Origin of the sequence: Rubrivivax sp. JA1055, assembly GCF_020966565.1 — a bacterium.
Classification (GTDB): domain Bacteria; phylum Pseudomonadota; class Gammaproteobacteria; order Burkholderiales; family Burkholderiaceae_C; genus Rubrivivax; species Rubrivivax benzoatilyticus.
Map to the genome: position 1 here is coordinate 98,985 of NZ_JAJKFP010000001.1, position 22,226 is coordinate 121,210.

Genomic DNA, 22,226 nt, shown 5'->3' on the forward strand with positions numbered 1-22,226 from the left:
CGCCCTCAGAACACGAAGTCCACCGCGACGGTGACCAGGTCGACCTTGCCGCCGGGCTCGAAGCCGGGCTCGAAGTTCGTCAGCCGGCCCCAGGAGCCTTCGTCGATGCGGGTGTGGTCCCACTGCAGCTTCAGCGCCGTGTTGCGCATGAAGTCCCAGCGCAGGCCGACGGTGGCCGTCTTCTGCGAGCCGTTGAGCACCTGCAGCGTGCGGTTGATGCCACCGACGACGTTGGCCGCGGCCGCATCCAGCGGCCCCGAGCCGGTGGCGGCGAACGCCGCCTCCTCGTCGATGTCGGCCTTGATGCGGGCGTAGCCGACGTAAGGCGTCAGCGTGCCGAAGCGCCAGCCGCCGACGAGCTGCCAGCCGGTGGTGTCGGCGAGCACGCTCTCGGTGTCGAAGCGCATCGCCTCGCCGCTGACGAACCATTGGCCCGGGTCGTAGCTGAAGCCCAGCGCGAGCACGCGCGTGCCCATGTCCTCGGTGCGGTAGCGGTCGGCGAGCACGGCCGCGCGTGCGGCCACCGTCGGCAGCGGCGCCGCGGCGGTGCCGAAGGCGGCGATGCCGGCGTTCAGCGTGTTCACGCCGTCGGCGTCGATCTTCACGTTGAACGAGCTGTAGCCCAGGCGCAGCGCCAGGTCGCCGGTCTCGAAGGTGCTGGCCAGGCCCCAGCTGCGGTCACTCTCGATGGTGCCGGTCGGCAGGTCGACCTTGGTCGTGCCGAAGAAGGCCTGCACGGTGTTGCGGCCGCCGGCCAGCGTGTGGCGCCAGCTCAGGTCGACGCCGTCGTTGCTGGTGACCGGCAGAATGCGGTAGATCTCCGGCGCCGGGCGCACGGTGGCGTTGGCGTACCCGACGAGGCGGGTCTCGCTGAGCTGGAACACCGGCAGCGCGGTGCGGCCGACGCGCAGCGCGAGGTCCGGCGTGGCCTGCCACCTGACGTTGGCCCACTCCAGGTGCGGCACCCAGTCGTTGTCGTGGTTCTGCTGCGAGACCAGCTGCACCACCGCCGACCACTGCGGGCCGAACACCGCCGAGGCCTGGGCGCCGAGCTTGCTGTCCGGGTTGAACGACCAGCTGTCGCTGGCACCGGCGCCACGCGGCTGGAACACGGTGGCGACGAAGTCGGCCTGGTCCTCGCTGGAATGCACCGCGGCGACGGTGCCGAAGCCGCTGAACTTGAACTCGGGCGCGCCCTGGGCCTGGGCGACGGACAGCAGGCCGCAGGCCGACAAGGCGACGGCGAGTCGATTGATCGTGGGTTGCATCGGTCTCTTTGTCGTGGGCGCGCCATCGTGCCCGCCCCTCGTGGGCGAGCCGCCGGACCGGGCGCGGCGCGCAACGGTCCCTGGAGGGGGTTTCGGCCGGCCGCGGCGTGACCTGAGCCGGTCCAGTGGTCAGACATGATCCAGCCCAATGTGCCGTGCATTTCGTCACCGTTCGACCCCACGCGCTGGTCCGGTTCATGCAACAAAAAACGCGCTTGTTTCATTTGTGGCGTTTCGCGCCGCCAGCACGAGGAAAGGCCCGATGCCGTGAGCGGGCCGCACCTCTAGACTGAGCGACAGCCGCTGGAGGAGACCGCTGCGATGAGATCAACCGTGCGCCTGGTGTTCGGCCCCGACGAACTGACGGTGAACCTGCCCGACCACGACAAGCCCTGGGCCGCCGACGAGGCGCGCCGCTGGCTCGACGACCAGTTCGTCGCCAACGACTGCGAGCCGCTGCGTGCGCTGGGCAAGGTGCTGGTGGCCGACAAGCTGGCCGCCATCGCGCGGGCGATCGGCCTGCAGGGCTTTCACGACGACGAGGCCTTCCGCCTGGACTTCGCGCGTGCGGCCTCGGCGGCGCTGGCGCGCGACAGGGTCAAGGTCGACGCCGAGACCGGCAAGGTCACGTTCTGACATCGGGGCGCACCCCGGGCGCAGCCACCGGGCGCCAGGACGGCGCCGCCGACGCGCGCCGCGAAGGCAGCGTCATCGTGCGGCCCGCAGGGCCGCCCTGATCAGGCGCCGACGCGGAAGATCTGCACCGCGCGCACCAGCGTCGCGGCGCGGGCTTCCAGCGACACGCAGGCCGCGGCGGCCTGCTCGGCCAGCGCCGCGTTCTGCTGCGTCGACTGGTCGATCGTCGAGATCGCGCCGTTGACCTCGGCGATGCCCTGCGACTGCTCGCCGGTCGCGTGGGTGATCTCGGCGACCAGCGTGCCGACGCGGTGCACCGACTCGACGACCTCCGCGATCACGCCCTCGGCGGTCTGCACGCGGCGTGCGCCGTCGGTGACCTGCTGGACCGAGCTGCCGATCAGCTCGCGGATCTCCTTGGCCGCCTGGCTGCTGCGCTGCGCCAGCGCACGCACCTCGCTGGCGACGACGGCGAAGCCGCGACCCTGCTCGCCGGCACGCGCGGCCTCGACGGCGGCGTTCAGCGACAGGATGTTGGTCTGGAAGGCGATGCCTTCGATGACCTGGATGACCTCGGCGACCCGCTTGGACGAGGCCTCGATCGCGTCCATCGTCTTCACCAGCTCGACGACGGCCTCGCCGCCGCGGCTGGCGACGCCGCGTGCGTCCTCGCTGACCCGCGCCACCTGCTGCGCCGTGCCGGCCGTGGCCTTGACGGTGCCGGTGAGCTGCTCCATCACCGAGGCCGTGCGCTGCACCTCGGAGGACTGGGTCTCGGTGCGCTGCGACAGGTCGTTGCTGCCCTGCGCGATCTCCTTGGACGCGGAGGTCACGCCGGTGACTTCGGCGCGCACGTCGGCGACGATGGCCTGCATGTTCAGGTTGGCCAGCCAGATGTTGCGCGTCAGCTTGCCCAGCGGGTGGCGCGGGTCGTAATCGATGTGGCCGGTGAGGTTGCAGCCGGCGATCTGGGCGGCCGTCGCCGTGCACTCGTCCAGGCGCTTGCCGACCGAGAGGTGGAACCAGGTGCCGATGACCGTGCAGCCCACGGCCATCGCCAGCATCTCGGCCCACAGTGCGTCGAAATACCAGCCGGCCAGCGACGCGCCGGCGAACAGCGCGACCAGCGCCCCGACCACCCGCACCGTCAGCGACATCCGGAAGACGCGGTACGGCAGGTCGCGCAGCCCGCGGTAGCGCACGCCGCCGGCATGCAGCCGGATCGTGTGGCGGCCCGACTCGCGCTCGGCCTTCAGCTGTGCGTACAGCGCCTCGGCGCCACGGATCTGCTCGCGCGTGGGCTTCTGGCGCACCGACATGTAGCCGACGGGCTTGCCGTTCTCCAGCACCGGCGTGACGTTGGCGACGACCCAGTAGTGGTCGCCGTTCTTGCAGCGGTTCTTGACGACACCGGTCCACGGCCGGCCGTGGCCGATCGTCTGCCACATGTCCTTGAACGCTTCCGGCGGCATGTCCGGGTGGCGAACCATGTTGTGCGGCTGGCCGATCAGCTCGGCGTAGTCGAAACCGCTGATGCGCACGAATGCGTTGTTGCAGTGCGTGATGCGGCCCTGGGCATCGGTCGTGGACACCAGCACGCTGCCGTTGTCCATTTCTACCTCGCGCTGGGTCACGGGTTCGTTCAATCGCATGCCGGGAACCTTTCGTGTGGCGGCTTCTTTGGGCCGCATCGACGGAACTTCGGCTGGATTCAGTCTGAACTTGAATCAATCCAGGCCTGCGGACGCAGAAAAGTTCTCGTTCGACGGCCGGCTCACTGGCTCAGGCCCTGAGCCTGATCGGGCTCACACTGTCGGCGGATGCGCCGGTCTCCGGGGCCGCGCCACGCTCTAGACTCCCCGCGCCGATGCTGTCGCTGCACTTCTCCAACCGTTTCGAAGCCCTGGCCACGCTGCTGGGCGCACACCTGGCCGCGCCGCGCGAGGACTTGTTCGTCGCCGACGAGATCGTCGTGCCCAGCGCCGCCGTGCGCCGCCGGCTGACGCTGGAGTTCGCCCAGGTCGAAGGCGTCTGCGCGCACCTGCGTTTCGACTACCTGGCGCAATGGCTGTGGCGCCAGATCGCCGGTGTCGTGCCCGGCATCGACGCCGAACGTTCGCCGTTCGCGCCCGAGGTGCTGGCCTGGCGTGTCTGGCGCGCGCTCGGCGACCGCGAGGGGGTGGCCGCCCACCCGCGGCTGGCGGGCTACCTGGCGCAGGCCGACGAGGTGATGCGCTGGGAGCTGGCCGAACGCATCGCCGCCACCGTCGAGCAGTACGTCACCTACCGCCCCGAATGGCTGGCCGAGTGGCTGGCCGGGCGGCCGGTGGCCTTCCCCGGCGGCGCGGCGCCGGCCGACGCCGGCTGGCAGGCCGAACTGTGGCGGCGCATCGTCGCCGAGACCGGGGTCTCGGGCCGGCACCCGATAGAAGGTTTCATCGACACGCTGTCGCGGCCCGGCGGCGCCGAGCGCGCCCGCGAAGCCGGGCTGCCCGCGCGGGTGCACGTCGTCGCGCTGCCGACGATGCCGCCGCTGCACGCGCGCCTGCTGGCGGCGCTGGGGCGGGCGATCGAGGTCGAGGTCTATCTGCTCAACCCCTGCCGCGAGTACTGGTTCGAGCTCGTCGACCCGCGCCGCCTGGCCTGGCTGCAGGCCGCCGGGCGCGACGCCGGCCACGAGGTCGGCAACCGGCTGCTGGCCGGCTGGGGCAAGCAGACCCAGGCCCAGATCGACGGCCTGCTCGACGCCGCCGGCGACGCCGTCGTCGACGAGCACCTGTTCATCCAGCCGCCCGAACACACGCTGCTCGGCCGGCTGCAGACGGCGATCCTCGACTCGGTCGAGCTCGAAGCGGGCTCGGCGGCCGACCTGGCTGGCGAACGCAGCATCGAGTTCCACGTCGCGCATTCGCGCACCCGCGAGCTGGAAGCGCTGCACGACCGGCTGCTGGCCTTGTTCGCCGCCGACCCCACGCTGACGCCCGCCGACGTGCTGGTCGTCACGCCCGACCTGGAAGCCACCGCGCCGCTGGTCGACGCCGTCTTCGGCACCGTGCCGGCCGAACGCCGCATCCCCTACGCCGTCACCGGCCGCGCGCGCAGCGGCCAGGACCCGGCGGCACGCGCGCTGCTGGCGCTGCTGTCGCTCACCAGTTCGCGCGTCGCCGCCAGCGAACTGTTCGCGCTGCTGCAGCAACCGGCGGTGGCGCGGCGTTTCGGCCTCGACGAAGCGGCGCTGGAGCGCCTGCACGGCTGGCTGCTCGCCAGCGGCCTGCATTGGGGCCTGGACGCCGCGCACCGCGCCGGCTTCGACCTGCCGGCCGAAACACGCCACACGCTGGCCGATGCGCTGGACCGGCTGTTCCTCGGCCACGCCTTGCCGGCCGGCGCCGAGTCGCCGCTGCCCGGGCTGCTGCCGGCCGGCGACGCCGAAGGTTCGGCCGCGGCGACGCTGGGCGCCTTCTGGCGTTATGCCGAGGCGCTGCGCTGGCTGCAGGCCGAAAGCGTGCGCCCGCGCCCGGCCGCCGCCTGGGCGCGGCTGCTGCACGCGGCGCTGGACCGTTTCGTCGCCCCGGCCGGCGACGAACAGCCGGCGCTGCGCGAACTGCGCGCGACGATCGCCCGCCTGGCCGACGACGTCGCCTCCGGCGCCGGCGCCGCGACGGTGCTGCCGCTGGCGGTGCTGCGCCGAGCGCTCGAAGCCCGGCTGGACGACCCGGCGCGTGGCGGCGTGCCCTCGGGCGCCGTCACGTTCTCGGCGATGAGCAGCCTGCGCGGCCTGCCCTACCGCGTCGTCTGCGCCATCGGCCTGGACGACGGCGCCTTCCCGACGACCGCCCGCCCGCCCGAGTTCGACCTGATCGCGCTGGCGCCGAGGCGCGGCGACCGCCAGCGCCGCCACGACGAGCGCAACGTCCTCCTCGACCTGCTGCTGGCTGCGCGCGAGCACCTGCACCTCAGCTGGCGCGGCCGCAGCGTGCGCGACAACGCGCCGCTGCCGCCGTCGGTGCTGGTCGCCGAGCTGCTGGAGCTGCTGGCCGCGGCCACCGCCGAAGACCCCGACGAGCCGGCCTCGGTGGCGGCGGCACGCAAGCGCCTGGTCGTCGAACACCCGCTGCAGTCTTTCGCGCCCGAACTCTTCGACGCCGGGGCCGACGCCCGCCGCCGCAGCCACGACGCCGAACTCGCCGCCGCGCTGCGCGCCGGTGCCGTGGCCGCGGCCTTGCCACCGGTGGCCGCAAGCGCCGAGGACGACGACGAGGAAGAAGAGCTGCAAGCCGCGTCCGACCCCGCCCTGCCCTTCTTCACCACGCCGCTGCCGCCGCCCGGCCCCGAGTGGCGCACGCCGACGCTGCAGCAGCTCGTCGAGTTCTTCCGCCAGCCGACGCGCTACTGGCTGCGCCGCCGGCTGCAGCTCGCGCTGCAGTTCGACGAAGCCGCGCTCGACGACGACGAACCGCTGGTCGCCGACGCGCTGGCGCGCCGCGCGTTCGCCGATCGCCTGCTGCCGCCGCTGCTGGCCGGCGTCGACGCCGAGACCGCGTGGCGGCGCGCCGAAGCCGGCACCGAGCTGCCGTCGGGCGCCATCGGCCAGCAGCAGATGCAGGCCGAGTTCGCGCGTGTCGCCGCTTTCGCCGACCGGGTGCGCGACGCGCTGGCCGAGCCGGTGCTCGACGCCCAGGGCGCCGAACTGGACTTCGAGCTCGATGGCGAACACTGGACCGTCGCCGCCGGCTTCGCCGACCTGCGCGCCAGTGGCCTGGTGCGCTGGCGCTGGGGCGTGCTGCGTGGCGCCGACCTGCTCGAAGCCTGGCTGCAGCACCTGGTGCTGGCCGCCGCGGCGCCGGCCGGCGTCGCGGCGCGCACCCGCTGGCTGCTGACGAATGGCGAACTCGTGCTGCGCGCGCCCGAGGCCCCGCGTGAGCATCTCGCCACGCTGCTGCGCCTGTACCGCCGCGGTCTGGCCGAGCCGCTGCGGCTGTACCCGAAGACCTCGCTGGCGCTGGTGCGCGACGGCGCCGCCGCAGCGCTGAAGTGCTGGACACCGGGCGAACGCACGCCGTTCGCCGAAGGTGGCGACGAATCGATCCGCCTGGCCTGGCGCGGCCGCGAAGCCGAGGCGCTGGCGGGCGACTTCGAGCCGGTCGCGCAAGCCGTCTTCGGCCCGCTGCTGGCCCACGCCGAAGGGAGCGCGCTGCAATGAACGCCCCCGTCGCACGTCCGCTGGACGTCTTCACCTGCCCGCTGGACGGCATCGCGCTGGTCGAGGCTTCGGCCGGCACCGGCAAGACCTGGAACCTCTGCGGCCTGTTCCTGCGCCTGCTGCTGGAACGCCGGCTCGAGGTGCAGCAGGTGCTGGTCGTCACCTTCACCAACGCCGCCACCGGCGAGCTGCGCGAGCGCATCCGCGCCCGCCTGGTCGACGTGCTGGCCGCGCTCGACGGCCGCCCGGCGGCACTGGCCGACCCCTTCGTTTCCGGGCTGCTGGACGCGCTTCGCCGCCCCGAAGTCGGCCTGACCGACACCGAGATGCGCGCCCGCGTAGCCCGCGCGCTGCAGACCTTCGACGAAGCGGCGATCTTCACGATCCACGGCTTCTGCCAGCGCGCGCTGGCCGACGCGCCGTTCGCCTCGGCGATGCCGCTGCGCCAGGAGCTGGGCGACGACGCGGCGCTGGTGCGCGAGGTGGTGTTCGACTTCTGGCGCCGCCACGTCGCCGGCGGCACGCTGCCGGCGGGTGTCGCCGAACTGCTGCTGTCGCGCGGCGACACGCCCGACGCCTGGGTCGAGCTGGTGCGCCGGCGCAGTGCCAAGCCGCTGGCGCGCCTGGTCTGGCCAGCGCTGCTGGACGAACCCGTCGCCGCCGACACGACGGCGCTGGAGCGTGTGTTCGAAGACGCCCGCCGGCTCTGGCGCAGCGAGCGCGAGGCCGTGCTCGCTGCCGTGCACGAGGCGCTGCCACGCCTGCCCGCCAACCGCTACAAGCCCGACAGCGTCGCCACCGCGGCACGCTGCTGGGACGAGATCGCCGCCGCGCCGTCGGCGCTGCTGGCGCCGTCCGACAAGCTGCTGGACAAAGGCAAGGCCGCGCTGCTCGGCGCCGCGAAGCTGCAACCGAAAAAAGGCCTGGCGCCGCCGGCGCCCCACGCCTTCTTCGAAGCCGCCGACGCGCTGCTCGAAGCGCTGGCCGCGGCACGCGCCGCGCTGGAAGTCGAACGCCTGCGCCTGGTGCGCCGGCTGCTCGAAGACGCGCCCGAACGGCTGCGCGCGCTGAAGCGCGAACGCCGCGTGCTCGCCTTCGACGACATGCTGCAGAACCTGCACGAGCGCCTGACCGGCGGCGCCTGCCCGCAGCTGGCCGCGGCGCTGAAGGCGCGGTTCCCGGCGGCACTGATCGACGAGTTCCAGGACACCGACCCGCTGCAGTGGGCGATCTTCGAAGCCGTCTACGGCGCCGGCGACGCGCCGCTGTTCCTGATCGGCGACCCCAAGCAGGCGATCTACAGCTTCCGCAACGCCGACCTGAACACCTATCTCGCGGCGCGGCAGCGCGCGGCGGCGAGCTGGACGCTGGCGCAGAACCAGCGTTCGTCGGAGCCGCTGCTGGCGGCGCTGAACGGCTTGTTCGGCCACCAGCCGCGTGCCTTCATGCAGGACGGGCTGGACTACCAGCCGGTGGGCTACGGCGCCAAGCCGCGTGCGCCGTTCGCCGACCGCGGCGCCGAACGCGCAGCGCTGGAACTGTGGTCGCTGCCGCGCGACGACCAAGGCCAGCCGCTGGCCAAGAGCGCCGCGATGGCCGCCGCCGCCGCGGCCTGCGCCGCCGAGATCGCGCGCCTGGTCGACGCCGGCCGGCGCGGCGACGCGACGCTGGCCGGCCGCGGTCTCGCCGCCGGCGACGTCGCGGTGCTGGTGCGCAGCCACCGCCAGGGCGCGCGCATGCGCCAGGCGCTGGCGGCGCTGGGCGTGGCCAGCGTCGAGCTGTCGCAGGCCAGCGTCTTCGCCAGCCGCGACGCCGAAGACCTGGAACGCCTGCTCGGCGCGGTGCTGGAGCCGGCCAACGCCGCGCGCCTGCGCGCCGCGCTGGCCACCGAGGCGATGGGCTTCGACGCCGCACGCATCGCCGCGCTGGCCGACGACGAGGCGGCGCTGGCCGAACTCGTGCAGCGTTTCGCCGCCTACCGCGAGGCCTGGTTCACCCGCGGCGTGGCGGTGATGCTGCGGCGCTGGATGCAGGACGAAGGTGTCGCCGCACGCCTGCTGTCGCGCCCCGACGGCGAACGCCGCATGACGAACTGGCTGCACCTGGCCGAATGCCTGCAACGTGCCGCCGAGACGCTGAGCTCGCCCGAGGCGCTGCAGCGCTGGCTGCACGACGAACGCCGCGCGCCCGGCGGCGACGAAGAGGCGCAGCTGCGCCTGGAGTCCGACCGCAACCTGGTGCAGATCGTCACCATCCACAAGAGCAAGGGCCTGGAGTACCCGGTCGTCTTCTGCCCCTTCGTCTTCGACGGCCACGCCGGCGGCGGCGGCTCGGACGGCGAAGGCCGCGAGCTGCACGACACCGCCGGGCAGCAGTTGTGGGTCTTCGGCGACGCCGAGGTCGAGCCCGGCAGCGACGACCGCGCCAAGGTCGAGCAGGCCGCCGAGACGCTGCGCCTGCTCTACGTCGCGCTGACACGCGCGGTGCACCGGCTGGTGCTGGTCGTCGGGCCGTACGCGGTGCGCAAGTCGGCGGCCGAGAGCACACGTGCGCTGCTGAACTGGTTCGTCGCCGACGGCCAGCAAGAGCCCGCCGCCTGGCTGGCAGGCAAACGCGAACCGGAAGAAGTCGACGCCGCCTGGTTGACCTTCGCCGCCGCGCACCCGCAGACGGTCACGCTGCGCACGCTGCCCGACACGCCCGGCACGCCGGTGGCCGTGCAGGCCGCCGACCCCGAGGCCATCGTCGCGCTGCCGGCGCCGGCCGTGCCGCCGGCCTGGTGGATCGGCAGCTACAGCAGCCTGACCCAGGGCCTGCGCCACGAAGGCGCCGCGCAAGACCGCGACGAGGCCCAGCGGCCGGCGCGCCGCGCCGCCCCGGCGACGCTGGCCGCCGACGACGTGCTGCGTTTCCCGCGGGGTGCGGTGGCCGGCGAATGCCTGCACGCGCTGTTCGAACACGCCGACTTCGCCGACGCCGCACGCTGGCCCGAGGCCGCGGCGCGTGCGCTGGCCTTGCACCCGCCCGAAGCCGAGGCCGACAGCGGCCGGCTGGCGCCGATGCTGGAAACGCTGCTGGCCGACGTGCTGGCGACGCGGCTGCCGGGCGGCGTCGTGCTCGGCGACGTGGCGCCGGGCAAACGCCTGGCCGAGCTGGAGTTCACGCTGCCGTCGCCGGCGCTGGCCGCCGATACGCTGGCCGCCGTGCTGCGCGAAGCCGGCCTGCCGGTGCCGGCGCTGGCTTTCGGCACGCTGCGTGGCTACCTGCGCGGTTTCATCGACCTGGTCTTCGAGCACCGCGGCCGCTGCCACGTGCTCGACTGGAAGTCCAACCACCTGGGCTGGACGGCCGCCGACTACGGCCCCGAGCCGGTGGCACGCGAGGTCGCCGCACACGGTTACCAGCTGCAGGCGCTGCTGTACCTCGTCGCGCTGCACCGCTGGCAGCGCGCGCGCCGCGCCGGCTACGACCCCGAACGCCACCTCGGCGGCGCGATGGTGCTGTTCGTGCGCGGCGTGCGCCCGGGCTGGCGCAACGCCGACGGCAGCCCCGCCGGCGTCTGGGCCTACAAGCCCAGCGTCGCGCTGATCGAGCGCCTGTCGGCGCTGTTCGACGCCGTGGAGAACCCCTGATGAGCCGCCGCCGCACGCCCGACGAGGCCACGCTGCCGCTGTTCGACGACGAACCGGCGCCGCCGCCGGTCGTGGCGCCGACGCCCGAGCCGGCGGCCGACGCCGGCTGGACCGACGATCTGCCTGACCTCGACGTCTTCTTCGAGGAAGACGGCGGCGTGCTTGACGCCGAAACCGAGCCTGAAACCACCGAGGCGGTCGAAGAGACACCAACCCGTCCCGAGACACCCGCCGAAGCGCTGGCCGCCGGTCTGGCGGCACACGTCGAAGCCTGGTCGCGCCGCCTCGGCGCCGACGCCGACGACGCCCGCGCCGCCGGCCGCGCCGCCGAGGCGCTGTCGCGCGCCACCGCCGCCGGCCACGTCTGCCTGATGCTCGACGAACTCGACGGCGAGCCCGCCGACTGGCGTGCCCGGCTCGAAGCCTCGCGGGTCGTCGGCCCGGCGCACGCGCCCGGCGCCGCGCCGCTGGTGCTCGACGCCGACGGCCGGCTGTACCTGCAGCGCGACTTCGACCACGAACGCCGCCTGGCCGCGCGGCTCAAGGCCGCGGCGCGGCCGGTGCCCGGCGCGCTGGACGCCGACGCGCGCGCGCGGCTGGCCGAACTCTTCGCCGCCAACACCAGCACGGAGGACGCCCCCGACTGGCAGCGGGCCGCCGCCTCGCTGGCGCTGCGCCAGCGGCTGGCCGTCATCAGCGGCGGCCCGGGCACCGGCAAGACGACGACCGTCGTCGCGCTGCTGGCCTGCCTGCTGGCCGACGACCCCGAGGCGCGCATCGCGCTGGCCGCGCCCACCGGCAAGGCCGCGGCCCGCATGACCGAGGCGATCCGCGGCCGTGCCGCGCAGTTGCCGGAAGCGATCCGCACACGGCTGCCGCAGGATGCCAGCACCGTGCACCGGCTGCTGCGCGCCGGGCCCGACGGCTTTTTCCACGGCGCCGAGCGGCCGCTGGCGATCGACGCGCTGGTCGTCGACGAAGCCTCGATGCTGGACCTGGCGCTGGCGCGGCGGCTGCTCGACGCCGTGCCGGCGCACGCGCGCATCGTGCTGCTCGGCGACAAGGATCAGCTCGCCGCGGTCGAGAGCGGCGCGGTCTTCGCCGAACTGAGCGCCGACACGACGCTGACGCCCGCTTGCCGCGCCGAACTCGCCGCCGCCTGCGGCGTCAGCCCCGAGGCGCTGCAGCCGCCGCCAGCCGCCGCGCCGGCGCTGGCCGACAGCGTGGTCTGGTTCCGCCGCACCTTCCGTTTCGCCGCCGATTCGGGCATCGGCCGGCTGGCCGCGCTGGTCAACGGCGGCCGCGCCGACGAGGCGCTGGCCTGGCTGGGCGCTGGCGGCGACGACTCGGTGCAGTGGCTGGACGACCGCGGTGCCGAACCCGGCGCCGCGGTGCGCGACGCGATCGCCGCCGGCTTCGCGCCCTACGTCGAGGCGCTGCGCCGCGACCCGCAGGACGCCGCCGCGGCGATGCACGCCTTCGAGTCGTTCCGCGTGCTCTGCGCGACACGCGACGGCGCGCGCGGCGTCGCCGGCGTCAATGCGCTGGCCGCGGCCCAGCTGCGCCGTGCGCTCGGCGCCGCGCCCGGCCTCTGGTACGCCGGCCGGCCGGTGATGGTGCGCCGCAACGACTACGTGCTGCGCCTGTTCAACGGCGACATCGGCCTGGCGCTGCCCGACGCCGAGGGCCGACTGGACGTCGTCTTCCCGGCGCCGGGTGGTGGCTGGCGCCGCGTCGCGCCAGCACGCCTGCCGCCGCACGACACCGCTTTCGGCATGACGGTGCACCAGTCTCAGGGCTCGGAATTCACCGACCTGCTGCTGCTGACACCCGACCGCCCGCTGCGCGCGATGACACGCGAGCTGCTCTACACCGGCATCACACGCGCCCGCCAGCGTGTCACGCTGGCCGGCCCGGCCGCGGCGCTGGCGGCCGCGGTGCGGTCGCCGACGCGGCGCCGCTCGGGCCTCGCCGCCCGCCTGCACGAACTCGAGACCCGATGACGACACTGATCCACACCGCCGACTGGCAGATCGGCCGCCAGTACGGCGGCTTCGAACCCGAGGACGCCGCGGCGCTGGCCGACGCACGTTTTGCCGCCGTCGAGCGCATCGCCCACCTCGCCGCCGACGAGCAGGCCGACGCGGTGCTCGTCGCCGGCGACGTCTTCGACGCGCAAGGCGTCTCGGCACGCACGATCCGCCGGATGTTCAACGCGATGGCGCCCTTCGCCGGCCCCTGGGTGCTGATCCCCGGCAACCACGACGCGGCGCTGGCCGAAGGCGTGTGGCGCCACGCGCAGCGTCTGAATGTCGTGCCGGCGAACGTGAAGCTGGCGTTGGAGCCGGGCGTCGTCGAGCTGCCCGAGGCGCGCGCCGCGGTGCTGTGCGCGCCGCTGACCCAGCGCCACACCTACACCGACCTCACCGAGGCGTTCGACGGCTGGGCGACGCCCGAAGGCTGGCTGCGGCTGGGGCTGGCGCACGGCGCGGTGCAAGGCCTGCTGGCCGAGGACATCGACTCGGCCAACCCGATCGCGCCGGATCGCGCCGAACGTGCGCGCCTGGACTATCTGGCACTGGGTGACTGGCACGGCGCCAAACGCATCGGCGAACGCTGCTGGTACGCCGGCACGCCCGAGCAGGACCGTTTCAAGGACAACGGCGCCGGCCAGGTGCTGCGCGTGCGCATCGCCGGCCCCGGCGCCGTGCCCGAGGTCGAGGCGCTGCCGCTGGGCCGCCACCGCTGGCGCACGCTGGAGCGCCGGCTGGCCGTGCCGTCGGACGTCGAGGCGCTGGTCGCCGAACTCGCCGCCTGCGGCGCCGACGAGGTACTGCAACTGACGCTCACCGGCACGCTGGACCTGGCCGGCCGCGCCCGCCTGGACGAAGCGATTGCCGCCGCCGAAGCGCGTGTGCGTGCGCTGCGCTGCGAGCGTGGCGGCCTGCGGCTGGCGCCGACCGCCGAGGATCTGGCCGCGCTGCACGCCGACGGCTACCTCGGCGAGGTGCTGGCCGAGCTGCGCGAAGCCGACGGCCCGGTCGAGCAGGAGGCGCTGGCGCTGCTCGCCGGCCTGCTGGCCGGCCGCGAGGAGGCCGCGGCATGAAGCTCACCCGTTTGCGTGTCGCCGAGCTGCGGCGTTTCCGCGAGCCTTTCGAGATCAGCGACTTCGCGCCCGGCCTGAACGTCTTCGCGGCACCCAACGAAAGCGGCAAGAGCACGCTGGTGCGGGCGATCCGCGCCGCCTTCTTCGAGCGCCACCGCTCCAGCGGCGCCGAAGACCTGCGGCCCTGGGGCGACTCGGCCGCGGCGCCGACCGTCGAACTCGACTTCACGCTCGGCGGCAGCGACTACCGCCTGGTGAAGAGTTTTCTGCAGAAGAAACGCTGCGAACTGGTGGCCGGCGCGCGGCGCTGGGAAGGCGCCGAGGCCGAGGACCATCTGGCCGAGCTGCTGGGTTTCGAGTACGCGCTGAAGGGCGCCAGCGGCCAGAAGCACTGGGGCATCCCGGGGCTGCTGTGGGTCGAGCAGGGCACGACGCAGGCCATCGCCGAGCCGGTGGAACACGCCGCGGCGCATCTGCAGCGCGCGCTGAACGCCTCGCTCGGCGAAGTCGCGGCCACCGGCGGCGACGAGGTGCTGGAGCGCGTGCGCGCGCTGCGCCGCGAGCTGCTGACCGCCACCGGCCGACCCACCGGCGCGCTGGCCGAAGCCTTGCGCCTGGCCGAGGAGAGCGCCGCGCGTGTCGCCGAAACCGAGGCCGCGGTGCGCCGCCACGCCGAGCAGGTCGACCGGCTCAAACGCCTGCGCGACGAACACGAAGCCGAGACGAAGGAAGCGCCGTGGACGGCGCTGCGCCAGCAGCTCGCCCAGGCCGAAGCCGCGCTGGCCGCCGCCGAGGGCCTGCAGCGAGAGCATGACGCCGCCGCCGCCGCGCTGCGCCAGGCCGACGGGCTGGCCGGGCTGCTGCGCCAGCAGATCGCCGACGAGGCCCGGCGCCTGCAGGAACTGGCGGCGCGCGAAAGCACCCGCGCCGGCACTCAGCGCCGGCACGAAGCGGCCACCGGCGCCGAAGCCGCAGCCCGCCAGGCGCTGGCCACGGCCGAGAGCCGTTTCGCCGCCGCCCGCGCTGCATTGGTGCTGGCCCGCCAGGAGCAGACCCGCGCCCAGCTCGGCCGCGACCTCGCCGCCGCCCGCCAGGCCGCCGACACCGCCGCAGCGGCACTCGAACGCGCGCGCGCCGAAGCGCAGCGCGCCGCCGTGCTGCGCCGCGAGGCCGATGCGCTGGCCGTTCCCCAAGCCGAGCTGAAGACGCTGCGCCAGCAGAGCCAGCGCCTGCACGAACTCGGCATTCGCCAGGACGCGGTGGCAACACGGCTGGCCTTCGAGCTGCAGGCCGACGCCGGCGTCGCGCTCGACGGCGCGCCGCTGGTCGGCCAGGGCGAACGCCGGCTGACCCAGGCCGCGACGCTGACGCTGCCCGGCGGCACGATCACCGTCGTGCCCGGCGGCGAGGACCTGGCGGCGCTGGTGCGTGAGCACGCCCGTCTGGCCGACGAACGTGCGGCGCTGCTGCAGCGCCTGGGGCTGGCCTCGGCCGACGAGGCCGAGGCGCGCGCCGCGGCGCATGCGCTGAAGTCGCAGGAAGCCGAGAGCGCCCGGCAGGCCCTGGCGCTGCTGGCGCCGCAAGGGCTGGACACGCTGGAAGCCGAACGCTCGCGCGCCCAGGCGCGCCACGCCGAAGCCGAGCAGGCGCTGGCCGCGCTGCCGCCGGCCCCCGACACCGCACCGCCGGCCGTCGCCGCCGCCGAAGCCGAAGCCACGGCCGCCGAACAGGCGCGTGCCGACGCCGCACGCCAGGCCGAGGCCCGCCAGCGCGAACGTGCGACGGCCGAAGCCGAACACCAGGCCGCGGTGCGCGAGCACCAGGCGCTGGCCGAGGCGCTGGCCGCGCCCGAGCGCGCCGAAGCCCAGCGCCGCCAGCAGCTCGCGCTGGCCGACGCGCAGGCCCAGCAGGCCGCGGCGCAAAGAGGACTGGGCGCGGTGCAGGCACGCATCGCCGCGGCACGCCCGGACATCCTGCGCCAGGACGTCGAGCGCCTGCGCCGCAGCGCCGACGAGGCCGAACGCGCCCACCGCGCCCGCGAACTCGAAGTCGCGCGTCTGGCCGCCGAACTGGCCGCCGTCGGCGCGCAAGGCCTGGACGAACAGCTGGCCGGCGAACGGGCCGCCGCCGAGCACGCAGCGCGCCGCCGCGACGAGCTGCAGCACCGCGCCGACGCGCTGGAGCTGCTGCAGGGCAAGCTGGAGTCGCACCGCCAAGCGCTGACGCGCCGGCTGCAGGCGCCGCTGCAGAAACACCTGGACCACTACGCCTCGCTGCTGTTCCCGGCCGGGCGACTGGAAGTCGGCGACAGCCTGCGGCCCGAGGTGCTGGCGCGGCCGGGGCAACGCGGCGAGGAGCGCGGCGCCTTCGAGACGCTGTCCTTCGGCGCGCGCGAGCAGCTCGGCCTGGTCTGCCGCCTGGCCTACGCCGACCTGCTGCGCGAAGCCGGGCGGCCGACGCTGGTCATCCTCGACGACGCGCTGGTGCACACCGACGCCGAACGGCTGGAGCGCATGAAACGCATCGTCTTCGACGCCGCGCAGCGCCACCAGCTGCTGGTCTTCAGCTGCCACCCGGCGCAGTGGCGCGACCTCGGCGTGCCGGTGCGGCGGCTGTAGACGCCGGGGGCAACGATGCGGGGGGCAGGTCTCGCGGGGGCGGTCGGGGTCAGGGCGGTCGGGGTCAGGTCTCGCAAGACCTGACCCCAGGCTTCTCTGACCCCAGGCTTCTCAGGCTTCTGACCCCAGGCTTCTGACCCCAGGGCGGTCGGCACCGTAGTAGGTCGGGGTCAGGTCTCTCAAGACCTGACCCCAGGCTTCCTGACCCCAGGCTTCCTGACCCCAGGCTTCCAGGCTTCCCCGGACTCGGCCTTGACGCTGCCGCGGGCAACGCGGCGCGCTTTGCGCGATGCTCGCGGCCGATGTCCCTGCCGCCGCTGTCCCACCACGAGATCCTGACGCTGGTCGCGCCGCTGTCGCGCCGCGGCTGCCGCGTCGAGCTGGCGGCCAGCGACCGCCTCGCACGCCGCCTCGTCTTCCGCGCCACCGAACACGCCGCCACCGACGCGCTGCCGGCGATCCACGACCAGCTCGAACTCGACTGCAGCGCCGAAGGCCGCTTCAAGCTCACCCGTGTGCTGACGATGACCGGCGCCCGCGCCCGCCTCGAAGCTGCCGGCCCCGACGCCGGCGCGCTGCACGACCGGCTGATGGCCGTCGCGCCGCAGCGCGCCTTCAGCGCCGGCCAGGGCTGGGCGGTGGCCCGCGACTACACGGTCGACGGCGACGGCGAAGACGGCCTGATCCTGCAGCGCGGCGTCGCGCGCATCGCCGGCGGCTTGACGCTGACGCTGTCGCTGCCGGCGGTGCGCCGCATGTCGGCCGAGCTGACGCTGGCGGCCACCGGCGGCCACGAGCTGGACCTGCCCGAGGACGTGCTCGCGGTGCTGGGCTGGAACTGGGCGCCGCTGGCGCGCAAGCCCGGCGGCTGGGAGAGTCGGCTGCGTGTGCCGGGCAGCATCGCCCAGCGCTGCCGCCGCGCCGAGGCCGACCTGGACCGCGCCGCCGCCCACCTGGCGCAGACGCTGGCCGAGCCGCCGGCGCGGTATCACGAACGCCTGGCGGCGGCGCGCTGGGTCGCGGCCTTCCGGCGCGCGATCCCGTCGCTGACCGCGGTCGCGCTGGTCGCCACCGTCGCGCTGATGCCGCACGGCGGCGACGACCGCAACACGCCGGGGCTGTGGTTCGTCTTCTATCACCTGCCGACGCTGGTGCTGGCGCTCAGCTTCTGCCTGCAGGAGATGCCGCGTTTCGAGATCCCGCCGCTGCCGCGGCGCTCGGCCGCGGCCGACTGGCGGCGCCTGCCGCGCCCGGCGCGCGCCTGAGGCAGGCCGCCGCCTCAGCGCCGCAGCGCGCGCGACAGCAGCAGCACCGGCAGCAGGCCGACGGCGACGATGGCCAGCGACGGCAGCGCCGCCTCGGCCAGGCGCTCGTCGCGCGCGAAGTTGTAGGCGACGACGGCCAGCGTGTCGCGGCCGAAGGGGCGCAGCACCAGCGTCGCCGGCAGCTCCTTCATCGCGTCGACGAAGACCAGCAGCGCCGCGGCGAGCGCCGAGCGCCGCAACAGCGGCAGGTGCAGCTCGCGCCACAGCCGCCAGCCGCCGCCGCCCAGCAAGCGCGCGCTCTCGTCGACCGAAGCCGGCACACGCGCGTAACCCGCCTCGACCGACTGCAGCGCCACCGCCGAGAAGCGCACCAGGTAGGCGTAGACCAGGCCGAAGGCGGTGCCGGTGAACAGCGCGCCCAGCGGCGCCTCGAGCCAGACGCGCTGCACCCAGGCCACCGGCAGCAGCAGGCCGACGGCGATCACCGCGCCGGGCACCGCGTAACCCAGCGACAGCACCCGCGCGGCCAGCGGCAGCGGCCCGCCGCCGCCGCGGCGCAGCGCGAAACCCAGCGCCAGCGCCAGCGCGGTGGCGGCCAGTGCGGCCAGCCCGGCGAGCTCGAAGCTGTTGCGCGCCCATTCGGCGAAACGCGGCAGCGGCAGGCCGAACTCGGACACCGTCGCCTCCTGCCAGACCAGCCAGCCCAGCCAGCCGACCGGCAGCACGAACCCGAGCAGCACCGGCAGCGTGCACAGCGCCAGCATCGCGGCGGCCGCGCCGCCGCGCAGCACCAGCGGCCGCGCGTCGGCCGAACCGGCGCCGCCCGGCCGCGAGGCGGCGAACCGCAGCCGCTTCTGCGCCCGGCGTTCGACGACCAGCAGCAGCGCGACGACGGCCAGCAGCATCGAGGCCAGCTGCGCCGCGGCGACGCGGTCGTCCATCACCAGCCAGGCCTTGTAGATGCCGGTGCTGAAGGTCGTCAGCCCGAAGTAGCTGCCGACGCCGTAATCGGCCAGCGTCTCCATCAGCGCCAGCGCGATGCCGGCGGCGATCGCCGGGCGCGCCAGCGGCAGCGCCACCTCCAGCACGCGCCGGCGCAGGCCGGCGCCGAGCAGGCGCGCGGCCTCCATCATCGGCGCCGCGCGTTCGCCGAGCGCGGTGCGCGCCAGCAGGTAGACGTACGGATAGAGGCACAGCACGAACAGCAGCACCGCGCCCCAGAGGCTGCGCACGTCGGGCCACAACGCGCCCTGCGCGCCGGTCAGCGCGCGCAAGGCCACCTGGATCGGGCCGCTGTACTGCAGCGCGTCGGTCCAGGCATAGGCCAGCACGTAGGCCGGCATCGCCAGCGGCAGCAGCAGCGCCCACTCCAGCACGCGCCGGCCGGGGAAGTCGAACAGCGTCACCGCCGCCGCCGCGCCGGTGCCGACCAGCGCGACGCCGACGCCGACACCCAGCACCAGCAGCAGCGACTGCGCGGCATAGCCGGCCATCACCGTCGAGGCCTGGTGGCGCAGGACCTCCAGCGCCCCGGCGTCCAGCGTCGCCCAGGCGCCGAGCACGCCGAACACCGGCAGCGCCAGCAGCACGCAGAGGATTGTCAGCAGCAGTCGCATCGCGGTCGGCCCGGGAACCGCCGGCGATGGCGGCGGTTCGCGCCGGGTGTCCGGCGGGGCAGCGTGGTAATACGAACAATTATCATGGACCGATGTTCCTGAACGTGGATTCGGTCTCCGTGCGCTACACGCGGGGCACGGCGCGGGCGGCCGTCGAGGCGGTGTCGCTGGGCCTGGCCGCGGGCCAGATCGGCGTGCTGCTGGGGCCTTCGGGCTGCGGCAAGACCTCGCTGCTGCGCGCCGTTGCCGGGCTGGAGCGCTGCGCCGCCGGCCGCATCACGATGGACGGGCGCACGCTGTCGGACGCCTCGGCCGGCGTGCACCTGGAGCCGGAGGCGCGGCGCGTCGGCATGGTGTTCCAGGACTACGCGCTGTTCCCGCACCTGACGGTGGCCGAGAACGTCGGCTTCGGGCTGAAGGCGCTGGCGCGCGCCGAACGCGAGGCGCGCGTGGCGGCGATGCTGGACCTCGTCGGCCTGGGCCACGCGGCGCGCCGCGCGCCGCACCAGCTGTCGGGCGGCCAGCAGCAGCGCATCGCGCTGGCGCGGGCGCTGGCGCCGAGGCCCGAGCTGCTGCTGCTCGACGAGCCCTTCTCCAGCCTGGACGCCGACCTGCGCGAGTCGCTGGCGCAGGAGCTGCGCGCGATCCTCAAGGACAGCGGCACGACGGCGCTGCTGGTCACGCACGACCAGCTCGAGGCCTTCGCGCTGGGCGACGTCGTCGGCGTGATGCACGACGGCCGGCTCGAGCAGTGGGACGAGCCCTACACGCTGTACCACCGCCCGGCGAGCCGTTTCGTCGCCGGCTTCATCGGCCACGGCGTGTTCGCGCCGGCGCGCATCGCCGCCAACGGCGGCACGCCGGCGGTGCACACGCCGCTGGGCGCGCTGGCCGACGTCGCCGAATGCCCGCTGCCGGGCGCCTACCCCGGAGACGAGTGCGAGGTGCTGCTGCGCGCCGACGACGTCGTGCACGACGACACGAGCCCGGTGAAGGCCTGCATCGAGCGCAAGGCCTTCCGCGGCTCGGAGTTCCTCTACACGCTGCGCCTGCCCGGCGGCGAGCGCCTGCTGGCGCACGTGCCCTCGCATCACGACCACCAGATCGGCGAATGGATCGGCATCCGCGCCGAGGTCGACCACGTCGTGACGTTTGCGCGCCCCCAAGCTCGCTGACGCTCGCTACCCCCCGAGGGAGCCGTCCGCCAACGGACCGGCAAAGCCGGGCCGTGGCGGGAAGCTTGATCGGATGCGCCAGACATGTCCGGCCCGCCGCCGTGGCCGTCGCCGTGCAGCACGCCACGCCGGGTGAGGGTCCTCACCCATCCCCCTGCCCCGTGGCAGCACAACCCCGCACCCTATACTGCGCCGCAGTAGAAAGTCGGCTTCGGAGCAGGACGTCATGGGTGCAAAACTGAGAGTTGCCGGGCTGCTGGCGGTGGGGGCCCTCGCGGGCGCGATGACGACGCTGCAGCTGCAGGCCAACGCGCGCGAGACGCTCGCGCCGCTGCCGCTGGAAGAGCTGCAGCAGCTCGCCGCGGTGTTCGGCATGATCAAGAGCGACTACGTCGAGCCGGTCGACGAGAAGAAGCTGATCTCCGACGCCATCGGCGGCATGGTCGCCGGGCTGGACCCGCATTCGCAGTACTTCGACAAGAAGAGCTTCAAGGAATTCCGCGAGAGCACCGGCGGCAAGTTCGTCGGCATCGGCATCGAGATGGGCATGGAAGACGGCCTGGTGAAGGTCGTCTCGCCGATCGAGGGCTCGCCGGCCTTCCGTGCCGGGCTGAAGCCGGGTGACCTGATCACGCGCATCGACGACACCGCGGTCAAGGGCCTGACGGTCGACCAGGCCGTCAAGCGCATGCGCGGCGAACCCAACACCAAGGTCAGCCTGACGGTGCTGCGCAAGAGCGAGAACCGCAGCTTCCCGGTGACGATCACGCGCGAGGAGATCCGCGTGCAGAGCGTGCGCGCGAAGATGTTCGAGCCGGGTTACGCCTGGGTCCGCGTCAGCCAGTTCCAGGACCGCACCGTCGACGACTTCGCGCGCAAGGTCGAGGAGCTGTACAAGCAGGACCCGAACATCAAGGGCATCGTGCTCGACCTGCGCAACGACCCGGGCGGCCTGCTCGACGGCGCGGTGGCGATCGCCTCGGCCTTCCTGCCGCCGGACGTCGTCGTCGTCTCGACCAACGGCCAGATCGCCGACTCCAAGGCGACCTTCAAGGCCGCGCCCGAGTACTACCTGCGCCGCGCCGGCGCCGACCCGCTGCGCAAGCTGCCGGCGGCGCTGAAGACGGTGCCGCTGGTGGTGCTGGTCAACGAAGGCTCGGCCTCGGCCAGCGAGATCGTCGCCGGCGCGCTGCAGGACCACAAGCGCGCCACCGTGATGGGCGCGCAGACCTTCGGCAAGGGCTCGGTGCAGACCGTGCGCCCGCTGTCGGCCGACACCGCGCTGAAGATCACGACGGCGCGCTACTACACGCCGTCGGGCCGCTCGATCCAGGCCAAGGGCATCGTGCCCGACATCTGGCTCGACGAGACCGCCGAAGGCAACGTCTTCGCCGCGCTGCGCATGCGCGAGGCCGACCTCGAGAAGCACCTGCAAGGTGCCGACGAGAAGAAGGACGACGCGCGCGAGAAGGCGCGCGAGGAAGCGCGCCAGAAGCTCGAGGAGCAGTTCGCCAAGAACAAGGAGACGCCCAAGCCGCTGCCCGAGTTCGGCAGCGCCGAGGACTTCCCGCTGGTGCAGGCCTTCAACCAGCTGCGCGGCAAGCCGGTGATCGTCAGCAAGACCGCTGTCGAGCGCCAGGCCGAGGCGGCCGACGACAAGCAGTGAGCCTGACGCGCGTGCCCGCCGGCACGCGCGCCGCCAGGACG

General features: G+C 74.1%; 12 protein-coding genes. 9 read left to right on the forward strand and 3 right to left on the reverse strand.

Annotated features, from left to right (window positions below; translation table 11 throughout):
* Positions 1–5: 5 nt before the first annotated feature.
* Entirely contained in the window at positions 6–1,268 is a 1,263-nt protein-coding gene (locus tag LOC65_RS00455; RefSeq protein ID WP_230246126.1) for a hypothetical protein, read from the reverse strand.
* Positions 1,269–1,589: 321 nt separating this feature from the next.
* On the opposite strand from LOC65_RS00455, the gene LOC65_RS00460 reads away from it, so the two are divergent.
* A complete protein-coding gene (locus LOC65_RS00460; protein WP_029718694.1) occupies positions 1,590–1,904 on the forward strand; it encodes a hypothetical protein in 315 nt (104 codons plus the stop codon).
* A 101-nt stretch (positions 1,905–2,005) separates the two neighbouring features.
* On the opposite strand, the gene LOC65_RS00465 is transcribed toward LOC65_RS00460, so the two are convergent.
* A complete protein-coding gene (locus tag LOC65_RS00465) occupies positions 2,006–3,556 on the reverse strand; it encodes a PAS domain-containing methyl-accepting chemotaxis protein (RefSeq protein ID WP_029718693.1) in 1,551 nt (516 codons plus the stop codon).
* 215 nt (positions 3,557–3,771) lie between these two features.
* Between LOC65_RS00465 and recC the strand changes: the two genes are divergently transcribed.
* The 6 genes from recC to LOC65_RS00495 all read left to right on the forward strand — a co-directional run bounded on the left by recC (position 3,772) and on the right by LOC65_RS00495 (position 17,728).
* Positions 3,772–7,107: an exodeoxyribonuclease V subunit gamma gene (gene recC / locus LOC65_RS00470; protein ID WP_230246128.1), complete on the forward strand. Its 3,336-nt coding sequence runs from the start codon at positions 3,772–3,774 to the stop codon at positions 7,105–7,107.
* Positions 7,104–10,739 carry an exodeoxyribonuclease V subunit beta gene (gene recB / locus LOC65_RS00475; protein WP_230246130.1) on the forward strand — a complete coding sequence of 1,212 codons (3,636 nt, stop codon included), beginning with the start codon at positions 7,104–7,106 and terminating at the stop codon, positions 10,737–10,739. The genes recC and recB overlap by 4 nt, the downstream gene beginning before the upstream one ends.
* Positions 10,739–12,742 carry an exodeoxyribonuclease V subunit alpha gene (gene recD, locus LOC65_RS00480; RefSeq protein ID WP_230246131.1) on the forward strand — a complete coding sequence of 668 codons (2,004 nt, stop codon included), beginning with the start codon at positions 10,739–10,741 and terminating at the stop codon, positions 12,740–12,742. Before recB ends, recD begins: the two co-directional genes overlap by 1 nt.
* Positions 12,739–13,845 (forward strand): DNA repair exonuclease, encoded by a 1,107-nt coding sequence (locus LOC65_RS00485; protein WP_230246133.1) that lies wholly within the window; start codon positions 12,739–12,741, stop codon positions 13,843–13,845. The genes recD and LOC65_RS00485 overlap by 4 nt, the downstream gene beginning before the upstream one ends.
* The gene (locus LOC65_RS00490; RefSeq protein WP_230246136.1) at positions 13,842–16,463 is read left to right on the forward strand and encodes an ATP-binding protein; all 2,622 of its coding nucleotides are present in this window, start codon (positions 13,842–13,844) and stop codon (positions 16,461–16,463) included. Before LOC65_RS00485 ends, LOC65_RS00490 begins: the two co-directional genes overlap by 4 nt.
* A gap of 302 nt (positions 16,464–16,765) precedes the next feature.
* Positions 16,766–17,728 carry a hypothetical protein gene (locus LOC65_RS00495; protein ID WP_230246138.1) on the forward strand — a complete coding sequence of 321 codons (963 nt, stop codon included), beginning with the start codon at positions 16,766–16,768 and terminating at the stop codon, positions 17,726–17,728.
* Between the two features lie 14 nt (positions 17,729–17,742).
* On the opposite strand, the gene LOC65_RS00500 is transcribed toward LOC65_RS00495, so the two are convergent.
* On the reverse strand, positions 17,743–19,344 hold the full coding sequence (locus tag LOC65_RS00500) for an iron ABC transporter permease (protein WP_230246139.1): 1,602 nt from the start codon (positions 19,342–19,344) through the stop codon (positions 17,743–17,745).
* Positions 19,345–19,436: 92 nt separating this feature from the next.
* Here LOC65_RS00500 and LOC65_RS00505 point away from each other — a divergent pair, with 92 nt between their 5' ends.
* Both LOC65_RS00505 and LOC65_RS00510 read left to right on the forward strand, forming a co-directional pair.
* Positions 19,437–20,519, forward strand: coding sequence for an ABC transporter ATP-binding protein (locus tag LOC65_RS00505; protein ID WP_230246140.1), 1,083 nt, complete (start codon positions 19,437–19,439; stop codon positions 20,517–20,519).
* A 226-nt stretch (positions 20,520–20,745) separates the two neighbouring features.
* Complete coding sequence (locus LOC65_RS00510) at positions 20,746–22,185, forward strand: S41 family peptidase (protein ID WP_009858245.1); 1,440 nt, start codon at positions 20,746–20,748, stop codon at positions 22,183–22,185.
* The last annotated feature ends 41 nt before the right edge of the window (positions 22,186–22,226 follow it).